This window comes from Bacillus sp. MHSD_36, assembly GCF_030757775.1.
GTDB lineage: Bacteria > Bacillota > Bacilli > Bacillales > Bacillaceae_G > Bacillus_A.
Genome location: NZ_JAVBIS010000003.1, coordinates 369,060 through 384,550, shown reverse-complemented (window position 1 = coordinate 384,550; position 15,491 = coordinate 369,060). Strand labels below are relative to the sequence as shown.

General features: G+C 36.4%; 19 protein-coding genes. 1 reads left to right on the top strand and 18 read right to left on the bottom strand.

The features are described 5' to 3' along the window. Nucleotides 1-12: 12 nt before the first annotated feature. From Q9B79_RS15145 to Q9B79_RS15115, 7 genes are read right to left on the bottom strand one after another with little or no spacing between them, the layout of a single operon-like run. Nucleotides 13-993, bottom strand: a complete 981-nt coding sequence (locus Q9B79_RS15145; protein ID WP_306185494.1) for a biotin--[acetyl-CoA-carboxylase] ligase — start codon at nt 991-993, stop codon at nt 13-15. Then, entirely contained in the window at nt 978-2,171 is a 1,194-nt protein-coding gene (locus tag Q9B79_RS15140) for a CCA tRNA nucleotidyltransferase (RefSeq protein WP_306185492.1), read from the bottom strand. Before Q9B79_RS15140 ends, Q9B79_RS15145 begins: the two co-directional genes overlap by 16 nt. Then, on the bottom strand, nt 2,158-3,303 hold the full coding sequence (gene bshA / locus Q9B79_RS15135; RefSeq protein ID WP_087951864.1) for an N-acetyl-alpha-D-glucosaminyl L-malate synthase BshA: 1,146 nt from the start codon (nt 3,301-3,303) through the stop codon (nt 2,158-2,160). The genes Q9B79_RS15140 and bshA overlap by 14 nt, the downstream gene beginning before the upstream one ends. Next, the gene (gene bshB1 / locus Q9B79_RS15130) at nt 3,300-4,004 is read right to left on the bottom strand and encodes a bacillithiol biosynthesis deacetylase BshB1 (RefSeq protein ID WP_306185489.1); all 705 of its coding nucleotides are present in this window, start codon (nt 4,002-4,004) and stop codon (nt 3,300-3,302) included. Before bshB1 ends, bshA begins: the two co-directional genes overlap by 4 nt. Before the next feature lie 11 nt (nt 4,005-4,015). Continuing rightward, on the bottom strand, nt 4,016-4,411 hold the full coding sequence (gene mgsA / locus Q9B79_RS15125) for a methylglyoxal synthase (RefSeq protein ID WP_000684765.1): 396 nt from the start codon (nt 4,409-4,411) through the stop codon (nt 4,016-4,018). Nucleotides 4,412-4,425: 14 nt separating this feature from the next. Next, nucleotides 4,426-5,226 carry a dihydrodipicolinate reductase gene (dapB, locus tag Q9B79_RS15120; protein ID WP_306185485.1) on the bottom strand — a complete coding sequence of 267 codons (801 nt, stop codon included), beginning with the start codon at nt 5,224-5,226 and terminating at the stop codon, nt 4,426-4,428. Next, nucleotides 5,226-5,567 carry a nucleotide pyrophosphohydrolase gene (locus tag Q9B79_RS15115; protein WP_001992677.1) on the bottom strand — a complete coding sequence of 114 codons (342 nt, stop codon included), beginning with the start codon at nt 5,565-5,567 and terminating at the stop codon, nt 5,226-5,228. The genes dapB and Q9B79_RS15115 overlap by 1 nt, the downstream gene beginning before the upstream one ends. A 500-nt stretch (nt 5,568-6,067) precedes the next feature. Between Q9B79_RS15115 and Q9B79_RS15110 the strand changes: the two genes are divergently transcribed. After that, nucleotides 6,068-6,949: a YitT family protein gene (locus Q9B79_RS15110; RefSeq protein ID WP_000203308.1), complete on the top strand. Its 882-nt coding sequence runs from the start codon at nt 6,068-6,070 to the stop codon at nt 6,947-6,949. 28 nt (nt 6,950-6,977) lie between these two features. Here Q9B79_RS15110 and Q9B79_RS15105 read toward each other — a convergent pair whose 3' ends face one another. The 11 genes from Q9B79_RS15105 to Q9B79_RS15055 all read right to left on the bottom strand — a co-directional run bounded on the left by Q9B79_RS15105 (nt 6,978) and on the right by Q9B79_RS15055 (nt 15,434). Then, nucleotides 6,978-7,619 (bottom strand): uracil-DNA glycosylase, encoded by a 642-nt coding sequence (locus tag Q9B79_RS15105; RefSeq protein WP_306185482.1) that lies wholly within the window; start codon nt 7,617-7,619, stop codon nt 6,978-6,980. A 97-nt stretch (nt 7,620-7,716) separates the two neighbouring features. After that, complete coding sequence (locus Q9B79_RS15100; protein ID WP_087958132.1) at nt 7,717-8,400, bottom strand: zinc metallopeptidase; 684 nt, start codon at nt 8,398-8,400, stop codon at nt 7,717-7,719. Nucleotides 8,401-8,501: 101 nt separating this feature from the next. Then, nucleotides 8,502-9,287 carry a sporulation protein YpjB gene (gene ypjB, locus Q9B79_RS15095; RefSeq protein ID WP_306185481.1) on the bottom strand — a complete coding sequence of 262 codons (786 nt, stop codon included), beginning with the start codon at nt 9,285-9,287 and terminating at the stop codon, nt 8,502-8,504. Between the two features lie 107 nt (nt 9,288-9,394). Further along, nucleotides 9,395-10,081, bottom strand: a complete 687-nt coding sequence (gene lit / locus Q9B79_RS15090) for a lipoprotein intramolecular transacylase Lit (RefSeq protein ID WP_306185480.1) — start codon at nt 10,079-10,081, stop codon at nt 9,395-9,397. Nucleotides 10,082-10,098: 17 nt separating this feature from the next. Further along, nucleotides 10,099-10,689: a lipoprotein heptaprenylglyceryl N-acetyltransferase LhaT gene (lhaT, locus tag Q9B79_RS15085; protein WP_306185478.1), complete on the bottom strand. Its 591-nt coding sequence runs from the start codon at nt 10,687-10,689 to the stop codon at nt 10,099-10,101. Nucleotides 10,690-10,810: 121 nt separating this feature from the next. Next, complete coding sequence (qcrC, locus tag Q9B79_RS15080; RefSeq protein ID WP_000554603.1) at nt 10,811-11,578, bottom strand: menaquinol-cytochrome c reductase cytochrome b/c subunit; 768 nt, start codon at nt 11,576-11,578, stop codon at nt 10,811-10,813. A 43-nt stretch (nt 11,579-11,621) separates the two neighbouring features. After that, nucleotides 11,622-12,296 carry a menaquinol-cytochrome c reductase cytochrome b subunit gene (gene qcrB, locus Q9B79_RS15075; RefSeq protein WP_000932700.1) on the bottom strand — a complete coding sequence of 225 codons (675 nt, stop codon included), beginning with the start codon at nt 12,294-12,296 and terminating at the stop codon, nt 11,622-11,624. Further along, on the bottom strand, nt 12,297-12,809 hold the full coding sequence (qcrA, locus tag Q9B79_RS15070; protein ID WP_001290418.1) for a menaquinol-cytochrome c reductase iron-sulfur subunit: 513 nt from the start codon (nt 12,807-12,809) through the stop codon (nt 12,297-12,299). Between the two features lie 137 nt (nt 12,810-12,946). Continuing rightward, the gene (locus Q9B79_RS15065; RefSeq protein WP_306185473.1) at nt 12,947-13,408 is read right to left on the bottom strand and encodes a YpiF family protein; all 462 of its coding nucleotides are present in this window, start codon (nt 13,406-13,408) and stop codon (nt 12,947-12,949) included. A gap of 153 nt (nt 13,409-13,561) precedes the next feature. Further along, entirely contained in the window at nt 13,562-14,098 is a 537-nt protein-coding gene (locus Q9B79_RS15060) for a ReoY family proteolytic degradation factor (RefSeq protein ID WP_001095922.1), read from the bottom strand. Nucleotides 14,099-14,171: 73 nt separating this feature from the next. Then, the gene (locus Q9B79_RS15055) at nt 14,172-15,434 is read right to left on the bottom strand and encodes a tetratricopeptide repeat protein (protein WP_098670516.1); all 1,263 of its coding nucleotides are present in this window, start codon (nt 15,432-15,434) and stop codon (nt 14,172-14,174) included. Nucleotides 15,435-15,491: the final 57 nt, after the last annotated feature.

Here is a 15,491-nt window from a genome sequence, read left to right as displayed (position 1 = left end):
AAGGAACTTCTTTTACTTAATTTCGATATCCGCAGAATGAATATGATGTAATTTTCCTTCATGGTCCTCGAGGAGCAATACTCCATCCTCTGTAATTCCTTTTGCTATCCCTGTAATTGTCTCTCTCATCGTTCGAGCGGTAATTTCTTTCCCGATGCTCACAGCATAACTTTCCCAAAGGATTTTAATGACAGGGAAACCATTTTGTAAATACGCTTCATATAATTTTTCTAGTTGTAAAAAGATTTGTTGCATAAGTTCCGCGCGAACAATTGGCTTACCCGATTCAATCGCTAAAGAAGTAGCAATATGCTGAATTTCCTCATCAAAATGCTCTTGCTTTTGATTCGCATTAATGCCAATCCCCATAATGACAGCATTAATTTTATCAGGATCAGCTTGCATTTCTGTTAATATTCCTACAGCCTTTTTACCTTGAATTAAAATATCATTTGGCCATTTTATTCCTACGTTTACACCCGTGCACTTTTCAATTGCTTGTGCAACGCTAACAGCTGCTAACAAAGTAAGTTGTGGTGCATGATGAACCGGGATTGATGGACGTAAAATAATACTCATCCAAATTCCTGTTCCTTTCGGTGAATACCATTTCCTGCTTAAACGACCTCTGCCCGATGTTTGTTCTTCTGCCACAACGATCGTTCCTTCTTCTGCACCTTCATAAGCAAGTTTTGCTGCAATATGCTGCGTAGATTCAACAGATTCCTCGAAATATACTGTTCTACCGATATGTTTCGTTTGTAACCCTAACTGAATTTCATTAGCGGTTACTTTGTCTGGCTTACTTGCAATTCGATAGCCTAATCGACGCACAGCTTCAAGTTCATATCCCTCATTCCGAAGGTCCTCCATATGTTTCCACACAGCGGTTCTTGAACAACCAAGTTTATCACTAATCGTTTGGCCAGATACAAACTCGCCATCCGCTTCCGAAAAAACTTGCAATAACTGCTTTCTTATAGTAGATTGCATTCTTGCAGCCACTCCCTTATACACTCTTTCTCATTAACTACGTTTCCTTGTACGATTGCTTCCTCAATCTTTTGAATCATTTCAGCAACCCATGGACCTGGCTTTTTACTTGCCCAGTTTAACAAATCATTCCCAGTCACATTCATCTCTTGGCGACTCTTGATTGGCAATGCTTGAAACAACGTTTGTACCCGGTTAACAGATGTATTATCATAGCTTTCAATCATCGCTTCATATACTCTTTCTGCCATTTCAGCGATATGAATTCCCGTTTTATAAAGAAGAACTGTATCCCAATCCTTCTCCTTTCTCGTACGGATTGTTAATAAAACTGCGACGATATCTTTTATTTTTTTATTCGAAAACTTCCATTGACGTAAAAAGACAGATGGATGTTCTTCCCCGATACAATATAAGAAAAATGCCCATGCCTCAATGTCTGTTTCAAAAGAATCCCATTTATACTGCGTAGCTTGTAACAATCTCTCTTCTGACATTTGTAAATATGGCAGATGAGAAAAGAGCTTCGTTTCTACTAATTGTTGCAAACCCTTCACGCAGTATGTGCCAGTTAACAGTTTCTCAAACTCCACTGTAATTCGCTCAATTGCTATATGTTCCAGTAAATGTCCATATGTTTCAATTGCTTGTTTCGTTTTCATTTCTAAAGAAAAACCTAACGTACTTACGAAACGAATACCACGCATCATTCGTAGAGCGTCTTCTTGAAAACGATCCGCAGCATTTCCAACTGTCACAATTTCTCTCTTTTGAATCGCTTCCTGTCCAGCAAATAAATCAACCATTTCGCCTTCTTCTGTCATAGCAATTGCATTCATTGTAAAATCACGACGTTTTAAATCCTCTTCTAACGAACGAACAAATTGAACACTGCTTGGTCTTCGAAAATCTTCATATTCGCTCTCTGTTCGAAAAGTGGTTACCTCATAAGGTTCTCCATTTTCTACTACAATTACAGTTCCATGCTCAAGACCAACAGGAACATGTCTTGGAAATATAGCCATCACTTCTTCTGGTAAAGCAGATGTCGCAATATCAATATCTCCAATCGGCCTATCAATAATAAGATCTCGTACGCTTCCGCCGACAAAGTAGGCCTCATGCCCTTGTTGCTTTAAAGTCTCAATAATAGAACTAGCTTTTTTAAATCTTTTCATTTTTGTCATCCCTTAGTACATCGTAGTAAATCGTTTCATATTGTGAGACGATTTTTTCAGAGCGGAACTGCTCGTAAACACTTGCTCTTGCTCGCTCCCCCATATTACGGTGAAGTTCTTCATCCTTTAATAGCTGAATGGCTTGATTTGCCACTCCCGTCGTATCGCCAACTTCACATAAATATCCTGTTTCACCATGTTGAATGACTTCTGGAATACCTCCAACCCTTGTTCCGATGCAAGGTACACCACACGCCATCGCTTCTAATAAAACAAGACCAAAACTCTCTTTCTCTGATAGAAGCAACATTAAATCACTCATCGCGAGTAGCTCCGCAACATTATCTTGCTTCCCTAAGAATAAGACGCGATCTTCAATATGTAAATTTTTCACCAACTGTAAAATCGTGCAAAATTCTGGTCCATCTCCAACAAGAAGCAACTTGGCATCTACTTCTGTAACAATTTTAGCAAATGCCTGCACAACATCTTGCACACGTTTCACTTTACGGAAATTTGAAATATGAATGAGTATCTTTTCACTTTCACTTATACCGTATTCTTTCTTTAATTGAGTCATATCACGCTTGAAATATACACGTTCGTCTATAAAATTATATACCGTTTGAATGTCTTTATTTGGTTTTACAAGCTCATGCGTTTCGTTAATTAATGAATGCGAGACAGCCGTCACAACATCGGATTGCTCAATACCAAAACGAATTAAATTATTTAACGAAGGGTCGGAACCTAACACAGTAATATCTGTACCATGCAAGGTTGTAACAATTTTAATACGCTCTCCAATCATTTGTTTTGCTAAATAAGCACAAATGGCATGTGGTATTGCGTAATGCACATGTAAAATGTCTAAGTTTTCTCTTTGTGCAACCTCTGCCATTTTACTCGCTAATGCTAAATCGTACGGTGGATATTGAAATACAGAGTATTGATTTACCGTCACTTCATGAAAGTAAATGTTTGGATACACTTTATTTAACCGGAATGGTAAACCCGATGTAATAAAATGAATTTCATGCCCGCGTTCCGCTAATTGCTTTCCTAATTCTGTTCCAACAACACCAGAACCACCTACAGAAGGATAACATGTAATACCTATTTTTAATTTCATTTACATCCCCCTATTAAATCAGCATGTAATAAAACCGGTTTCTTACTCATAAATCCTTCGGCATATAAGACTCCAACTTCTTTTCCAAACATCTTCTCACGAGCGACTACAGTTTCAACGTAACCTTCTGTTAACGGCGTTTTCACACCATCACTCCCTGTTGAAAACTGACTTTCATACGCTTCTAGTGCTTCCACCTTTTGCGATACGTATTCACTAATATCTATACAGAAATTCGGTTTATGAAAACCATTAATCATATAATGATAAAAAGAATCCACACGATGTGGCGGGATCTCTGGCATATATTTACGAATTCCAGCTGAAAAAATAGCTTCTTCCACAAGTTTTGCACAATTTGCATGATCTGGGTGACGATCTTCATAATACGGCGCAAAAACTAGTTTTGGTTTATATGTACGAATCACCTTTACAATTTCACGTATATACTCTTCTTTCATATACAAACCACGGTCTGGCATCGCTAAATTTAGTCTCGTTTTTACTCCCATTATACGAGCCGCCGCCTTAGCTTCTTCTTTTCTTAACTCTATCGTTCCATTAGAAGAAAGATCAGCTTCTGTTAAATCACAAATACCTACTTCATACCCTTGCTTCGTATATTTAGCAATGGTACCAGCCATGCCGATTTCAACATCATCGGCATGAGCACCAAACGCTAATATATGTAATCCACTCATAATTGTTCCCCTCATTTTCTTAACTTGCGGTAATCTAAATCTCCTCGCTCTAATGCGTGCATTAACATTTCAGCACTTGCCATATTCGTTGCAAGTGGAATCGCATATACATCACATAAACGAAGCAATGCATTCACATCCGGTTCATGCGGCTGTGCTGTTAATGGATCGCGGAAGAAAATTACCATGTCTAAATCATTTTTTGCAATCATTGCACCAATTTCTTGATCGCCGCCAAGAGGACCAGATTGATATCTCGTTACAACTAAACCGGTCGCTTCCATGATACGAAGCCCTGTCGTTCCTGTTGCAAATAACTCATGTTGTTCAAAAATTGGTTTATATGCGTATGCAAACGAAACCATGTCATTTTTCTTTTTGTCATGTGCGATTAAGGCAATTTTCATCCGTTGTCTCCCCTTTAGTCGATAATATTTTCTAAACCGTACACAAGATGATCTAGATTCATTACTGTCTCAATTGATAGTTTTACACCAGACATAAATGATGCACGATTGAATGAATCATGGCGAACCGTTAACATTTGTCCGTCCCCACCAAACATTACTTCTTGGTGTGCAATAAGTCCTGGTAAACGTACACTATGAATGTGAATGCCGTCTACATTTGCACCACGAGCACCTTCTAGTTGCTCTACTTCATTCGGATGACCTTGCTGCTTTGATTCACGATTTTGACGAATTAACTCTACTGTTTTTACCGCTGTACCAGATGGTGCATCTAATTTTTGATCATGATGCAATTCAATTACTTCAACATCTTGGAAGTACTTCGCTGCCATTTGTGAGAATTTCATCATAAGAACTGCACCAATGGCAAAGTTTGGAGCGATAATTGTTCCTACTGCTTTTTCTTTCGCATTCTCTGTTAATTGCTTTAGTTCTTCTTCTGTAAATCCAGTTGTACCAATAACAGAACGAAGTCCACGCTCAACTGCTAATGTAACGTGTTGTTTCCCAACTTCTGGCGTTGTTAAATCTAACAACACATCAGCTTCTACTTCCTCTAAACAAGTATGTAGATCTGTGTAAATAGGTGCATCTAGCGCTGGCATGCCCGGTAAATCAGAGATTTTCTCTCCACCATGCTTATAATCCACTGCTGCTACTAAATTAAAATGTTCTGTTCTCTCCATAAGAAGAACTGCTTCATGTCCCATACGACCTCTTGGTCCAGCGATAATTACTTTAATTTCTTTCATTATTCTTTCTCTCCCTCATCAATACGTGTCCAGCGATCTTTATCACGAGTATTAAATTTATTCATTACAATGTTATGTGCTGTTTCTAAATCAATATTTAAACTATTTGCCATACAAATCATAACAAATAATACATCTCCAAGCTCTTCTTCAATACTACGTTCTGTTTCAGTTGTTTTCTTCGGCTTCTCACCATAATAATGATTCACCTCTCTTGCAAGCTCCCCCATTTCTTCCGTTAAACGAGCCATCATTGCAAGTGGACTGAAATAACCTTCTTTAAACTGACCAATATATGCATCTACTTCTTTCTGCATATCCTTCATCGTTTTCGCTTCCATACAACTCACCTCTAATCCTTCCTCTTTCATGTTAGCCAATTCATCGCGATTTGACAAATATTATTCCCCGTCAAACACCTATTTGCTACCCTTTTTTGGATACACTATAATAAAGTGAAACTTTCTTTTGCGATTTTGGCAAAAGATTAGTTGAACCAATCGGGTTCCTACGGCTGGTTTGCCCTGCTTCCTTGTTTTATCCCCTACCAGCCGTTGGAACGGGGTAAAGTGAAACTTCTTTTGCATGCTTTTCGCAAAAGATTAGCCTAAACCAATCGGGTTTCTACGGCTGGTTTGCCCTGCTTCCTTGCTTTATCTCCTACCAGCCGTTGGAACGGGGTAAAGTGAAACTTCTTTTGCATGCTTTTCGCAAAAGATTAGCCTAAACCAATCATTTTTTATAGCCTTCACTATTTTCACTAGCAACTAGAAATTACTTATCATTATGTTTTACCGTTTCAGCGGAGCAATGCAATCTACATAATTAGGGGGATTTCTATATGACATCAAATTTGAAGATTCGAAATATCATTTTCATTTTAATCGGTTCCGCTATTTTTTCTTTCGGTATTGTGAATATCAATATTGAAAATCACCTTGCAGAAGGTGGGTTTACCGGTATCACACTATTATTGTATTTTCTATTTAAGTTTGATCCTTCTTATTCAAATTTAATTTTAAATATCCCTATATTTTTTATTGGGTGGAAGTTACTTGGAAGAACGACATTTATCTATACACTAATTGGCACCTTCAGCGTATCTTTATTTCTATGGATTTTCCAACGTTACGAAGTTCTCAACTTACATGTAAACTTACAAAACGATATGACACTTGCGGCTTTATTCGCAGGAGCATTTATTGGTATCGGTCTTGGCATAATATTTAAATATGGAGGGACTACTGGCGGTGTAGATATTATTGCGAGACTTGCTCATAAATATGTTGGCTGGAGTATGGGGAAAACGATGTTTATGTTTGATGCTATCGTCATTATTGTCTCTATTCTTACCTATTTATCATACCGCGAAGGCATGTATACGTTAGTTGCTGTTTTTATCGGGGCGAAAGTCATTGATTTTATGCAAGAAGGAGCCTATGCGGCGAAAGGAGCAACGATTATCTCGGATAAAAACGATGAAATTGCTGCTAAAATTTTATCTGAGATGGAGCGTGGAGCAACTTTTTTAAAAGCTGTTGGATCGTATACAAAAGTGGAACGGAACGTATTGTATTGCGTTGTCGCTAAAAATGAAATCGTGAAATTAAAAAACATTATTACTTCTGTAGACCCTCACGCCTTTGTTGCTGTAAGTGACGTACATGATGTAGTTGGTGAAGGTTTTACATTAGATGAAAATAAAAATCCGTTACATACATAAACCGAACTAGAAAAGCTCTTTAGCTTTTCTAGTTTTTTATTACATATTTTTTAAGTTCCTCTAAATCTTCATAAATAAACTCCAATAAACTCCGATTATAAAAAATGGAAGCCGGATGAAAGGTCGGGAAAATATGATATTCTTCCTCTGACCATGTAAACGCCGCACTTTGCATATCCTTTAATTTTTGAACGGGCTGTTTTAATAATTGTCCATGTACATCTGTGATTTTTTTATTTTTTCCGGTTAAACGTTGAAGACCGATATTTCCAAGCGTGACGATAAGCTTCGGGTTTATTTTCTCTAATTCATAATCTAACAAAGGGGCATGGGCGAGTATTTCTCCTTGATTCGGTGTTCTATTATACTTTTTCTGTATGATTTCACCATTTCTTTCTTTTTTCTCTCGCCATTTATACGGTCTACTCCGAACAGCGCTTGTAATATATACTTCTTCCCTTGTAACATCAATCCGTTCTAAAAAACCCATTAATTGTTTTCCCGCTCTCCCGCTAAACGGAATTCCATTATGAATTTCTGTTTCACCAGGTGCTTCTCCTAGCAACATAAACTTTGGATTTTCAGGGCCTTGTCCACTTAAAAATCCTTCTAGCTGATAAGGAGCACTACGTTCTTTCACTTGTTTTACTAAATGACTCGGATATTTCATTTCCCCACCGCCTTTCCGCATTACTTTTATTATTTCTATTTGCAATACATTATATAATTCAATCTACAATACAAAAAAGACTATCAAATGATAGTCTTTAGTCGTCGCTACGCTGCATACCAGTATACATTAATACGAGACGTAATAATTCAAATACCGCTACAGCTGCAGCTGCTACATATGTTAATGCTGCCGCATTTAATACTTTACGAGCTTGCCCATATTCATCTGTTGATACGATACCTAACGCTTCAATTTGTTGCATTGCACGCTTTGATGCATCAAACTCAACTGGTAATGTAACAAGTTGGAACACAACACCTGCTGCCATTAAAATAATTCCTAATAACAATAGTTTTGACATTGTCGCAAATATACCAATCATAATAAATACCCATGATATATTCGATCCAAAATTTGCCACAGGAACTAACGAATGACGAATACGCATAAAGTTATAATCTTGTGCATCTTGAATTGCGTGTCCTACTTCGTGTGCTGCAACTGCTGTACCAGCAACTGAATGACCGTAATAGTTATCTGTTGATAATCGAACCGTTTTGGCAGTTGGATCATAATGGTCTGATAAATGACCTGGTGTTTCTTCTACAGCTACGTTGTATAATCCATTTTCATCTAAAATCTTTCGAGCCACTTCCGCTCCTGTCATACCTGATGTTGAATAAACTTGTGAATACTTGCTATAGGCACTACGTACTTTTGACTGTGCATACAACGGTATGATCATTATGATCGCGAAGTAAATTAAATAAAACATCATGAACCTCCATTGAAGTTTTAATTATAGTACTTCTCATTCTATTTTCTTCTGCCATCATTGTCAATGAATAAACCTTACAATCCGTATCTTTATTTATTCCATTATCTATTCTTAGATTGTACATTGCTTTTTCTTTTTTCTCTCTCTCCTTTATACTTTCTCCACCCAACATAAGTTAATGTGAAGAGAATAAGACCTCCAGTAATTGTCATAAACCAAATGAGTGAGGGTGCAATTTCATCTTTTTTTACTGTATGAAATATTTTTTGCAAATCCCCTTTAATGATTCCTATTTGCATTTGTCCGCCTTTTGTTTTTAACATAACGTTACGAAATTCATCCAAATAAGATAAATGGGCATTTACACGCTGCACTTCGTTTTCTGGCAGGGCTATCATTAAGCTTGGATAAATAATATTAAATTCATGTAAAAATGTGTTTAACGTTTGTTGAAACCGTCCTGTATCTCCTTTTGACATCGCTTTTTCCATTTGAGAAAAGGCATCCATTACTTTTCCTTCTCTTTCCATCCAAAGCGGTTGATACTTTGATACTTGTGCATCAACAGCGAGCTGCAGGGCTAACACATTATCCATTTTAACTTGTTTACTATCTTCTTCTGCGAGAGATTGTTTCGCCCTGTCGTACGCTAACGAAATAACTCTAACTTGATCTGGCGTTACCTCTTGCTTCTTTTCATTCCCCTTTATAACAAACTGCTCCGAGAAATGTTGTAATACTTGTACTGCTTTTTCATCTTCATTACGCTTCACTAATTGTAAGGAGTCATCTAACAACCCTGTTAGTTCACTCCACTCTTCAGCATATATACGTAACGGAAACATTATAATTAGAAATGCTATCAATCCAATTAATGTTCTCTTCATCACGGTCCCCCCTATAACTACTAGTACAAAATATGTGAATTGGGACAAGAATAGAACAGAACTGGACCGAAAAATATATTATCGTTTTACAAACAAAAAAATTCTCTTTAAACAGAGAATTTTTCCTTTGAAATCTTTTTCTTTTTTACGAAATATCTATACAAACTGAAACAAATTATGCTACCGCATAAAATAAATAATAAAATAACACACGCAGCATGCATAAAGAATTCTTCTGGTAACATTAATATAATCGGATCTGTTTCAATATCAAACATCCAATAATCATTACTGAATAAAAGCTTATGGAACAATACAAAACTCTTTTCAAAATTAATAGCGATCGGTAACATAAGTGCGATTGGAAAGAGAATTGTTAAAATCGATCCGTGTAGTAAAAACTTTTCATTTTTCTTTTTTAATAAATACATGCCGCCTACTATTGCAATCATAATTGTCGCATACATTACATATTGAATCTTTACTAAAATATTTTTAACATCTACAAAATGAATACGGCCATTTGTTGACATATCTAATGTTGGAAACTGTAATGCTCCGTCATAAAATGGAGATAAATATGTGATAAGCACATCATAATTTCTTTTAATATCAGCCTTTGTCATATCCGCTAAGTCTGGGATGTTTAAAAAATCAATTTCAAAATAATATAGCCATTTTCCGTATACCACCGCCGTTGTTGCGAGTGCAAATATAGAAAATGCTATGCTATATGAAACAACTATCGTAATCAATCGATCCAATATTTTTGTACCACTCTTATTCTTCTTCATTTTCTCCCCCTAAATGTTCATAAAGAAAACTGCTTTCGGTTCTCACGTAAGCAATAATAATATGTAACAGAAAGCACTGCGACACTTAGCCAGAACGTAAAATAGCCAATTTCTCCTACAAACAAATGCATAATTCCATATCTCGGCATTTGCCAAAATAAATAATCAATTGCATCATTATGTAATGTCCATATAGCCGCTACCGCAAAGTGCCATTTTTTTATGCGGTAAAACGGCGCATATAACACTGCTTGTACTGCCATCGCAAAATGCGAAAGCATTAACATATACCCAATAAGACCAATAGGACCTTTTACATAAATCATAACCCCATTTACAACAACAGCCCATATACCATATTTTATTAAAGTAACAATCGCTAACGCCTCTATTAATCCCCAATTTCTCTTTATTAAAAGAGCAATTAAAACAAAGACAAAAAAGAGACTCGCCATAGGACTATCAGGTACAAACGGCCAAAATATAGGTGATGTTTCTTTTAATTGATTTCCATACCATATAAATCCGTATATTGTGCCTAATATATTAACAACTAATAAAAATAATAATACGGAGCGTTGTCTTAACATTGCATACAAGTAAACCAAGCTGTATGTCCAACACCTTTCAAACAAAGTCATTCTTTCCTCAAACTCTACTCTATTATATAGTAAAATTTCTTTCATCAAAATAAAAAGCTGACTACATTTTTTTGTAGTCAGCTTTTTATTATTTTTTATTATACTTTGCAACGAATTCCGAAAGCTTCTTCAGTTCCTCATCTGTACCTTTAAATACACCTTTAGGCATTGAACCTTTTCCCTCTTTCGCAATTTTAGCAATTTCTTCTGGTTTTAAAGTTAAGTTTTGTAGTGCAGGTGCTGCTGCCCCGCCCTGTAAATTGTCACCGTGACATGTTAAACAAGTATTTTTTTGCATTAATTTATAACCGTCATCATTTTTATCAACTGGTGCTGTTTTTACAATTGCTCCTTGTTTTTTTGCAGCTTCCCAGTCGTGGTGTGCTACAGATTCCCAAGTTAAAAAGATAATGGATGCAATTGCTAAAAGCATAAATCCCGTTGCTACAGGACGCTTTAATGGGCGTCTTTCTGGCCCTCGATCAAGAAATGGAGCTAACAGTAATGCGCCAAACGCAATCCCTGGCATAATAAATGCTCCAATTACAGTAAATGAACCAGAAGCATAAGAATACTTTAATAACTGATACAAGAATAAGAAATACCAATCTGGAAGTGGTATATACCCAGCATCAGTTGGATCCGCCATTCTTTCAAGCGGTGACGGATGCGCCACTGTTAAACATAAATAACCGATTAAAAAAACTGCACCAACCATCCATTCTTTTAACAAGAAGTTTGGCCAAAATGCTTCTGTTTTCCCTGGGTATTCAGAATAGTCTTTTGGAATATTTGGTTTTCGAGCTACTGGTACCCGAGAATCTCCTACAAACTTCATCCCTTTGCCGCGATGCATAATCTCCCTCCTTTAGTTCTTTCCCCTTTAATTTAGCAATCTCTTATAGCGGACCGGAAATACCTTGTTTGCGAATCATGATGAAGTGGAAGGCCATTAAACCTAGAAGTGCTGCTGGTAAGAAGAAGACGTGAATAGCAAAGAAGCGAGTTAATGTTTGAGCGCCAACAATTTCGGAATGACCAGCGAGTAATGTTTTAATGTAAGGACCAATGAGCGGCGTTTGCTCTGCAATTTGAATCCCTACTTTCGTAGCAAATAACGCTTTCATATCCCACGGTAATAAATATCCGGTAAAACCAAGACCTAACATAACAAAGAAAATAAGAACACCAACAATCCAGTTTAGCTCACGTGGCTTTTTATACGCACCCTGGAAGAAAACCCTAAGTGTATGTAAAAACATCATTACAATTACAAGACTAGCACCCCAGTGGTGCATACCACGAACAATTTGTCCATATGCAACTTCATTTTGTAAATAATAAACGGATTCCCAAGCATTTTTAATATCAGGCACATAATACATCGTCAAAAACATTCCAGATAAAATTTGAATTACAGTAACGAAAAAAGTAAGTCCTCCAAAGCAATAAACGAATGCAGAAAAGTGATGTGCCGGGTTTACATGTTCAGGTACTTCATGATCAGCGATATCACGCCATATTGGTGTAATATCTAACCTTTCATCTACCCAATCATAAATTTTATTTAGCATCTACTTTGCACCCCCTCTTGGCTTCGCTTTTCCTAGGTACAGCGTTCCATCTTTCACTTTAGATTCGTATACATCAAGTGGAGCAAGGGGCGGCGTGCCTTTAATGTTTATCCCGTCTTTTGTGTAACGGCCCCCATGACATGGACAAAAGAATTGATTCGGATGTGCTTTGTCCGAATTCCAGTTCACTGTACATCCTAAATGTTTACATACTGGAGAGAACGCAACAATGTCTCCGCTTTCATCTTTATGAACCCACGCTGATTTTGGCTCTTCAGACTTGTACCAACCATCAACCTGCTTCACCTTAAAGTCGAAACGTTTCGGCTCTGTTGTAATATCCTTTACTTGCGCAACAGCAACCATATCCGTTCCCGCTTCTTTTCTTAACACCGGATCAAGCGCAAATCGCGTCATCGGCATTAAAATACCCGCTGCCATAAAGCCTCCTACCCCTGTAAGGGTGTAATTTAAAAACTGTCTTCTTGACACACGATGTTCTTTCTCGCTCACGAAAATTTCCCCCCTCTATCAGAAATTGTCCCCTCGTGATAAATTATATAAAAAATAAAAACTAGGACACTATCATGATATAATACGCTCATGCACAGGTCAATATCATACTACTCATAATAATAAGAACTTTCTGTTTATTGATACTTCCCCCATTTTTCTTCTAACATCACCATTATATTTTTTATATGCGCATGAATAACTTCTCTTTTCGCTTGATCACTAAATTGTTCTAACGCTAATGAAGGAAACCAAAATAAATCTCCCTGCAATTCTTGCATATCTTCTTTCCATGAAAAATCACTTGTAACATAAGCAATATGTTTAAAACCTTGCTCTTGTAAATGATTTGTCCATTCTTGCAAACGACCTTTTTCGTTTTTTTGACTTTCTACTAAATACGTAAATGCAGGTAGCAAAAGCACTCTTCCTTTATATTCTCTTTCCAGCTCCATACTCAGCAATTCGATAAATTCACCTTGTTCTACTACCATTTTCATTTCTTTTGCTGCTGAAATTGATAAAAGTGGTATAACACCTGTATCTACATACTCTCTTGCTTGCTCAAACTGTTCTACATCTTTTACAATCCATTTCAAATTACTTCCCTCCTTCTCCCGGAAATGACAGAACTTTCACTTTATATATATTAAACCATACTAAAAGAGGTAAAAAAAGAAAAACTACCTATATTAAGGTAGTTTTTCTTAAAAAGTCTGAAATTTGTAAAATTTTATGAATCCAAATGAATTCTATAACATCTTTAACTCCGCTGTTAACTTATGAAACGCTTCCTTATCTTGCTTATCCAGCGCTTCATCAATTTGCTTCAAAAGACGTTCCCTTCTAAAAGAAAATACACTTTCTTCTAAAAATCTTTCTGCAAGTAAACGATCTTTTTCATTTACTTCAATATGCTTTGGTAAATACGGGTTTTCTTCTAATACAGCTACATAGTTGGCATTTTGAAACGATGATTTAAAATTGAGTTGAATATAAATATCCTCATCTCGATTTAAACGAATATCATGAAACGATTTTTCAGCATCTGTTGTCATAACATTTTGTTTAAAAAAGTGAAACGGTGTATCTTTTACACAATTCGCGGACATCACTAAGCCACGCGGACAATATTTTGCATGCTCTACGAAGTGGACTTTATGCATCAATTGGTCGTGACTCATTAAATAATTCAAAATCCATACACATTCACGCTGTTTCAGTTGGTAATTATTCAAAAACCATTTTACAAAATCCTTCTTCTCGTTTACAGAAACAGGGGTATTCATAGCAATTAAGTCCCTCCTCTGTCTTTCTCTTTTCTTTTTAGATTCAAGAAGCGGCATTCAGTTTCCTTCCAACTTATGAAAAATCCTCTAAATTATATAACAATTCTTCAATATGAATTTGTGTCGGGTCTAGTTGTATTAACTGAGTAAATACTTCTTTCGCCTCTTTTCGCATACCTTCTTCCAATAAGAAATAACCGTACTCTTCCAAGAAGTCTGGATGATTCTTAAAAGAAGTATATGCACTTTCATAGTGTTTTAATGCATCCGAATACATTTCTAATTGTTTTTTTGCAAATGCAAGATCCCAAAGTAGTTGTGTATCTGGTTCTCCGCTATCAATTGCACGCTCTACAACAGCGATTAACTCTTCATACTTTTCTTGTTCCTTTAAGATGTACGCATATTTTAATGTTGCACCTAAATGTCCTGGATCTAACTCAAGCGCTTTTTGAAGTACTTCCTCTGCTTCCACTATTTTTCCTAATTTCGCCGCAATGTTCGCTAATTCTACATAAAATGGTACAGAAAGCTCATCTACTTTAATTCCTTCATGAAGTGTTTCATAGCTTTCTTGAAGCATCCCTTCTTTTTCATAGCTTTTCGCTAAATACATGTAAAGCGATGCATACTCAGGATCTAATTCTTTCAGTTCTTGCCAAGCACCAATTGCTCGTTGGTATTCTTCACCTTGGTATAACGTGAAGGCATATCCAAATAATGAGTGAATATCTTTTTGTTCCTCTAAACCTGCTTCGTAATAAGAAATCGCTTCTTCCCAATTTCCAATCGCACTTAACGTTTCTCCAAGGCGAAGTGCAATGACAACACCACCCATTACTTTATGTTCCGCTAATAGCGACTCATAATGAGCGATTGCCTTTTGTTCTTCCCCTTTACTACTATATAATTCTGCTAATCCAAACGTAATAACGGGCTCATCAGGCATCATTTCTTTTGCCTTTAATAGTTTTTGTTCTGCTACATCATCAAAACCTTGCATTTGGAATAAATCCGCAACAAGTAATAACGATTGAACATATAAATCATCATTTTCCGGAATATCATGAAGCACTTCAATTGCTTCATCTTCTTTGTCTAGATCAATATATAATTCTGCTAAAAATACAGTGAATTCACTTTCTTCCGGATACAATAAACGCAAGTCTTCTGTAATAGATAACGCTTCATCCGTAAATCCAAGTGTATGATAATAGCGAGCGATATCATACTTCTCTTCATCATTCGCAATTTTTAATTGTTCTTTTAATAGTTGTAATCCTTTTTCTGCTTCACCATTTTCAATATATGAAACAGCTTGTTCAAACTTTTGCATAAACGTCTCCTTTAGCTCTAAAAAATATTCTTTTCTGTTCATTTACCAAGCATTAAC

Coding starts and splice junctions, on each gene's coding strand:
- Q9B79_RS15055 (WP_098670516.1), bottom strand. CDS start 15,434: ATGCAAAAGTTTGAACAAGCTGTTTCATATATTGAAAATGGTGAAGCA.
- ypjB (WP_306185481.1), bottom strand. CDS start 9,287: ATGAAGAGAACATTAATTGGATTGATAGCATTTCTAATTATAATGTTT.
- lit (WP_306185480.1), bottom strand. CDS start 10,081: ATGAAGAAGAATAAGAGTGGTACAAAAATATTGGATCGATTGATTACG.
- mgsA (WP_000684765.1), bottom strand. CDS start 4,411: ATGAAAATTGCCTTAATCGCACATGACAAAAAGAAAAATGACATGGTT.
- qcrB (WP_000932700.1), bottom strand. CDS start 12,296: ATGCTAAATAAAATTTATGATTGGGTAGATGAAAGGTTAGATATTACA.
- Q9B79_RS15110 (WP_000203308.1), top strand. CDS start 6,068: ATGACATCAAATTTGAAGATTCGAAATATCATTTTCATTTTAATCGGT.
- Q9B79_RS15145 (WP_306185494.1), bottom strand. CDS start 993: ATGCAATCTACTATAAGAAAGCAGTTATTGCAAGTTTTTTCGGAAGCG.
- Q9B79_RS15105 (WP_306185482.1), bottom strand. CDS start 7,619: ATGAAATATCCGAGTCATTTAGTAAAACAAGTGAAAGAACGTAGTGCT.
- Q9B79_RS15060 (WP_001095922.1), bottom strand. CDS start 14,098: ATGAATACCCCTGTTTCTGTAAACGAGAAGAAGGATTTTGTAAAATGG.
- dapB (WP_306185485.1), bottom strand. CDS start 5,226: ATGAAAGAAATTAAAGTAATTATCGCTGGACCAAGAGGTCGTATGGGA.
- bshB1 (WP_306185489.1), bottom strand. CDS start 4,004: ATGAGTGGATTACATATATTAGCGTTTGGTGCTCATGCCGATGATGTT.
- qcrC (WP_000554603.1), bottom strand. CDS start 11,578: ATGCATCGCGGCAAAGGGATGAAGTTTGTAGGAGATTCTCGGGTACCA.
- bshA (WP_087951864.1), bottom strand. CDS start 3,303: ATGAAATTAAAAATAGGTATTACATGTTATCCTTCTGTAGGTGGTTCT.
- Q9B79_RS15140 (WP_306185492.1), bottom strand. CDS start 2,171: ATGAAAAGATTTAAAAAAGCTAGTTCTATTATTGAGACTTTAAAGCAA.
- Q9B79_RS15100 (WP_087958132.1), bottom strand. CDS start 8,400: ATGATGTTTTATTTAATTTACTTCGCGATCATAATGATCATACCGTTG.
- Q9B79_RS15115 (WP_001992677.1), bottom strand. CDS start 5,567: ATGGAAGCGAAAACGATGAAGGATATGCAGAAAGAAGTAGATGCATAT.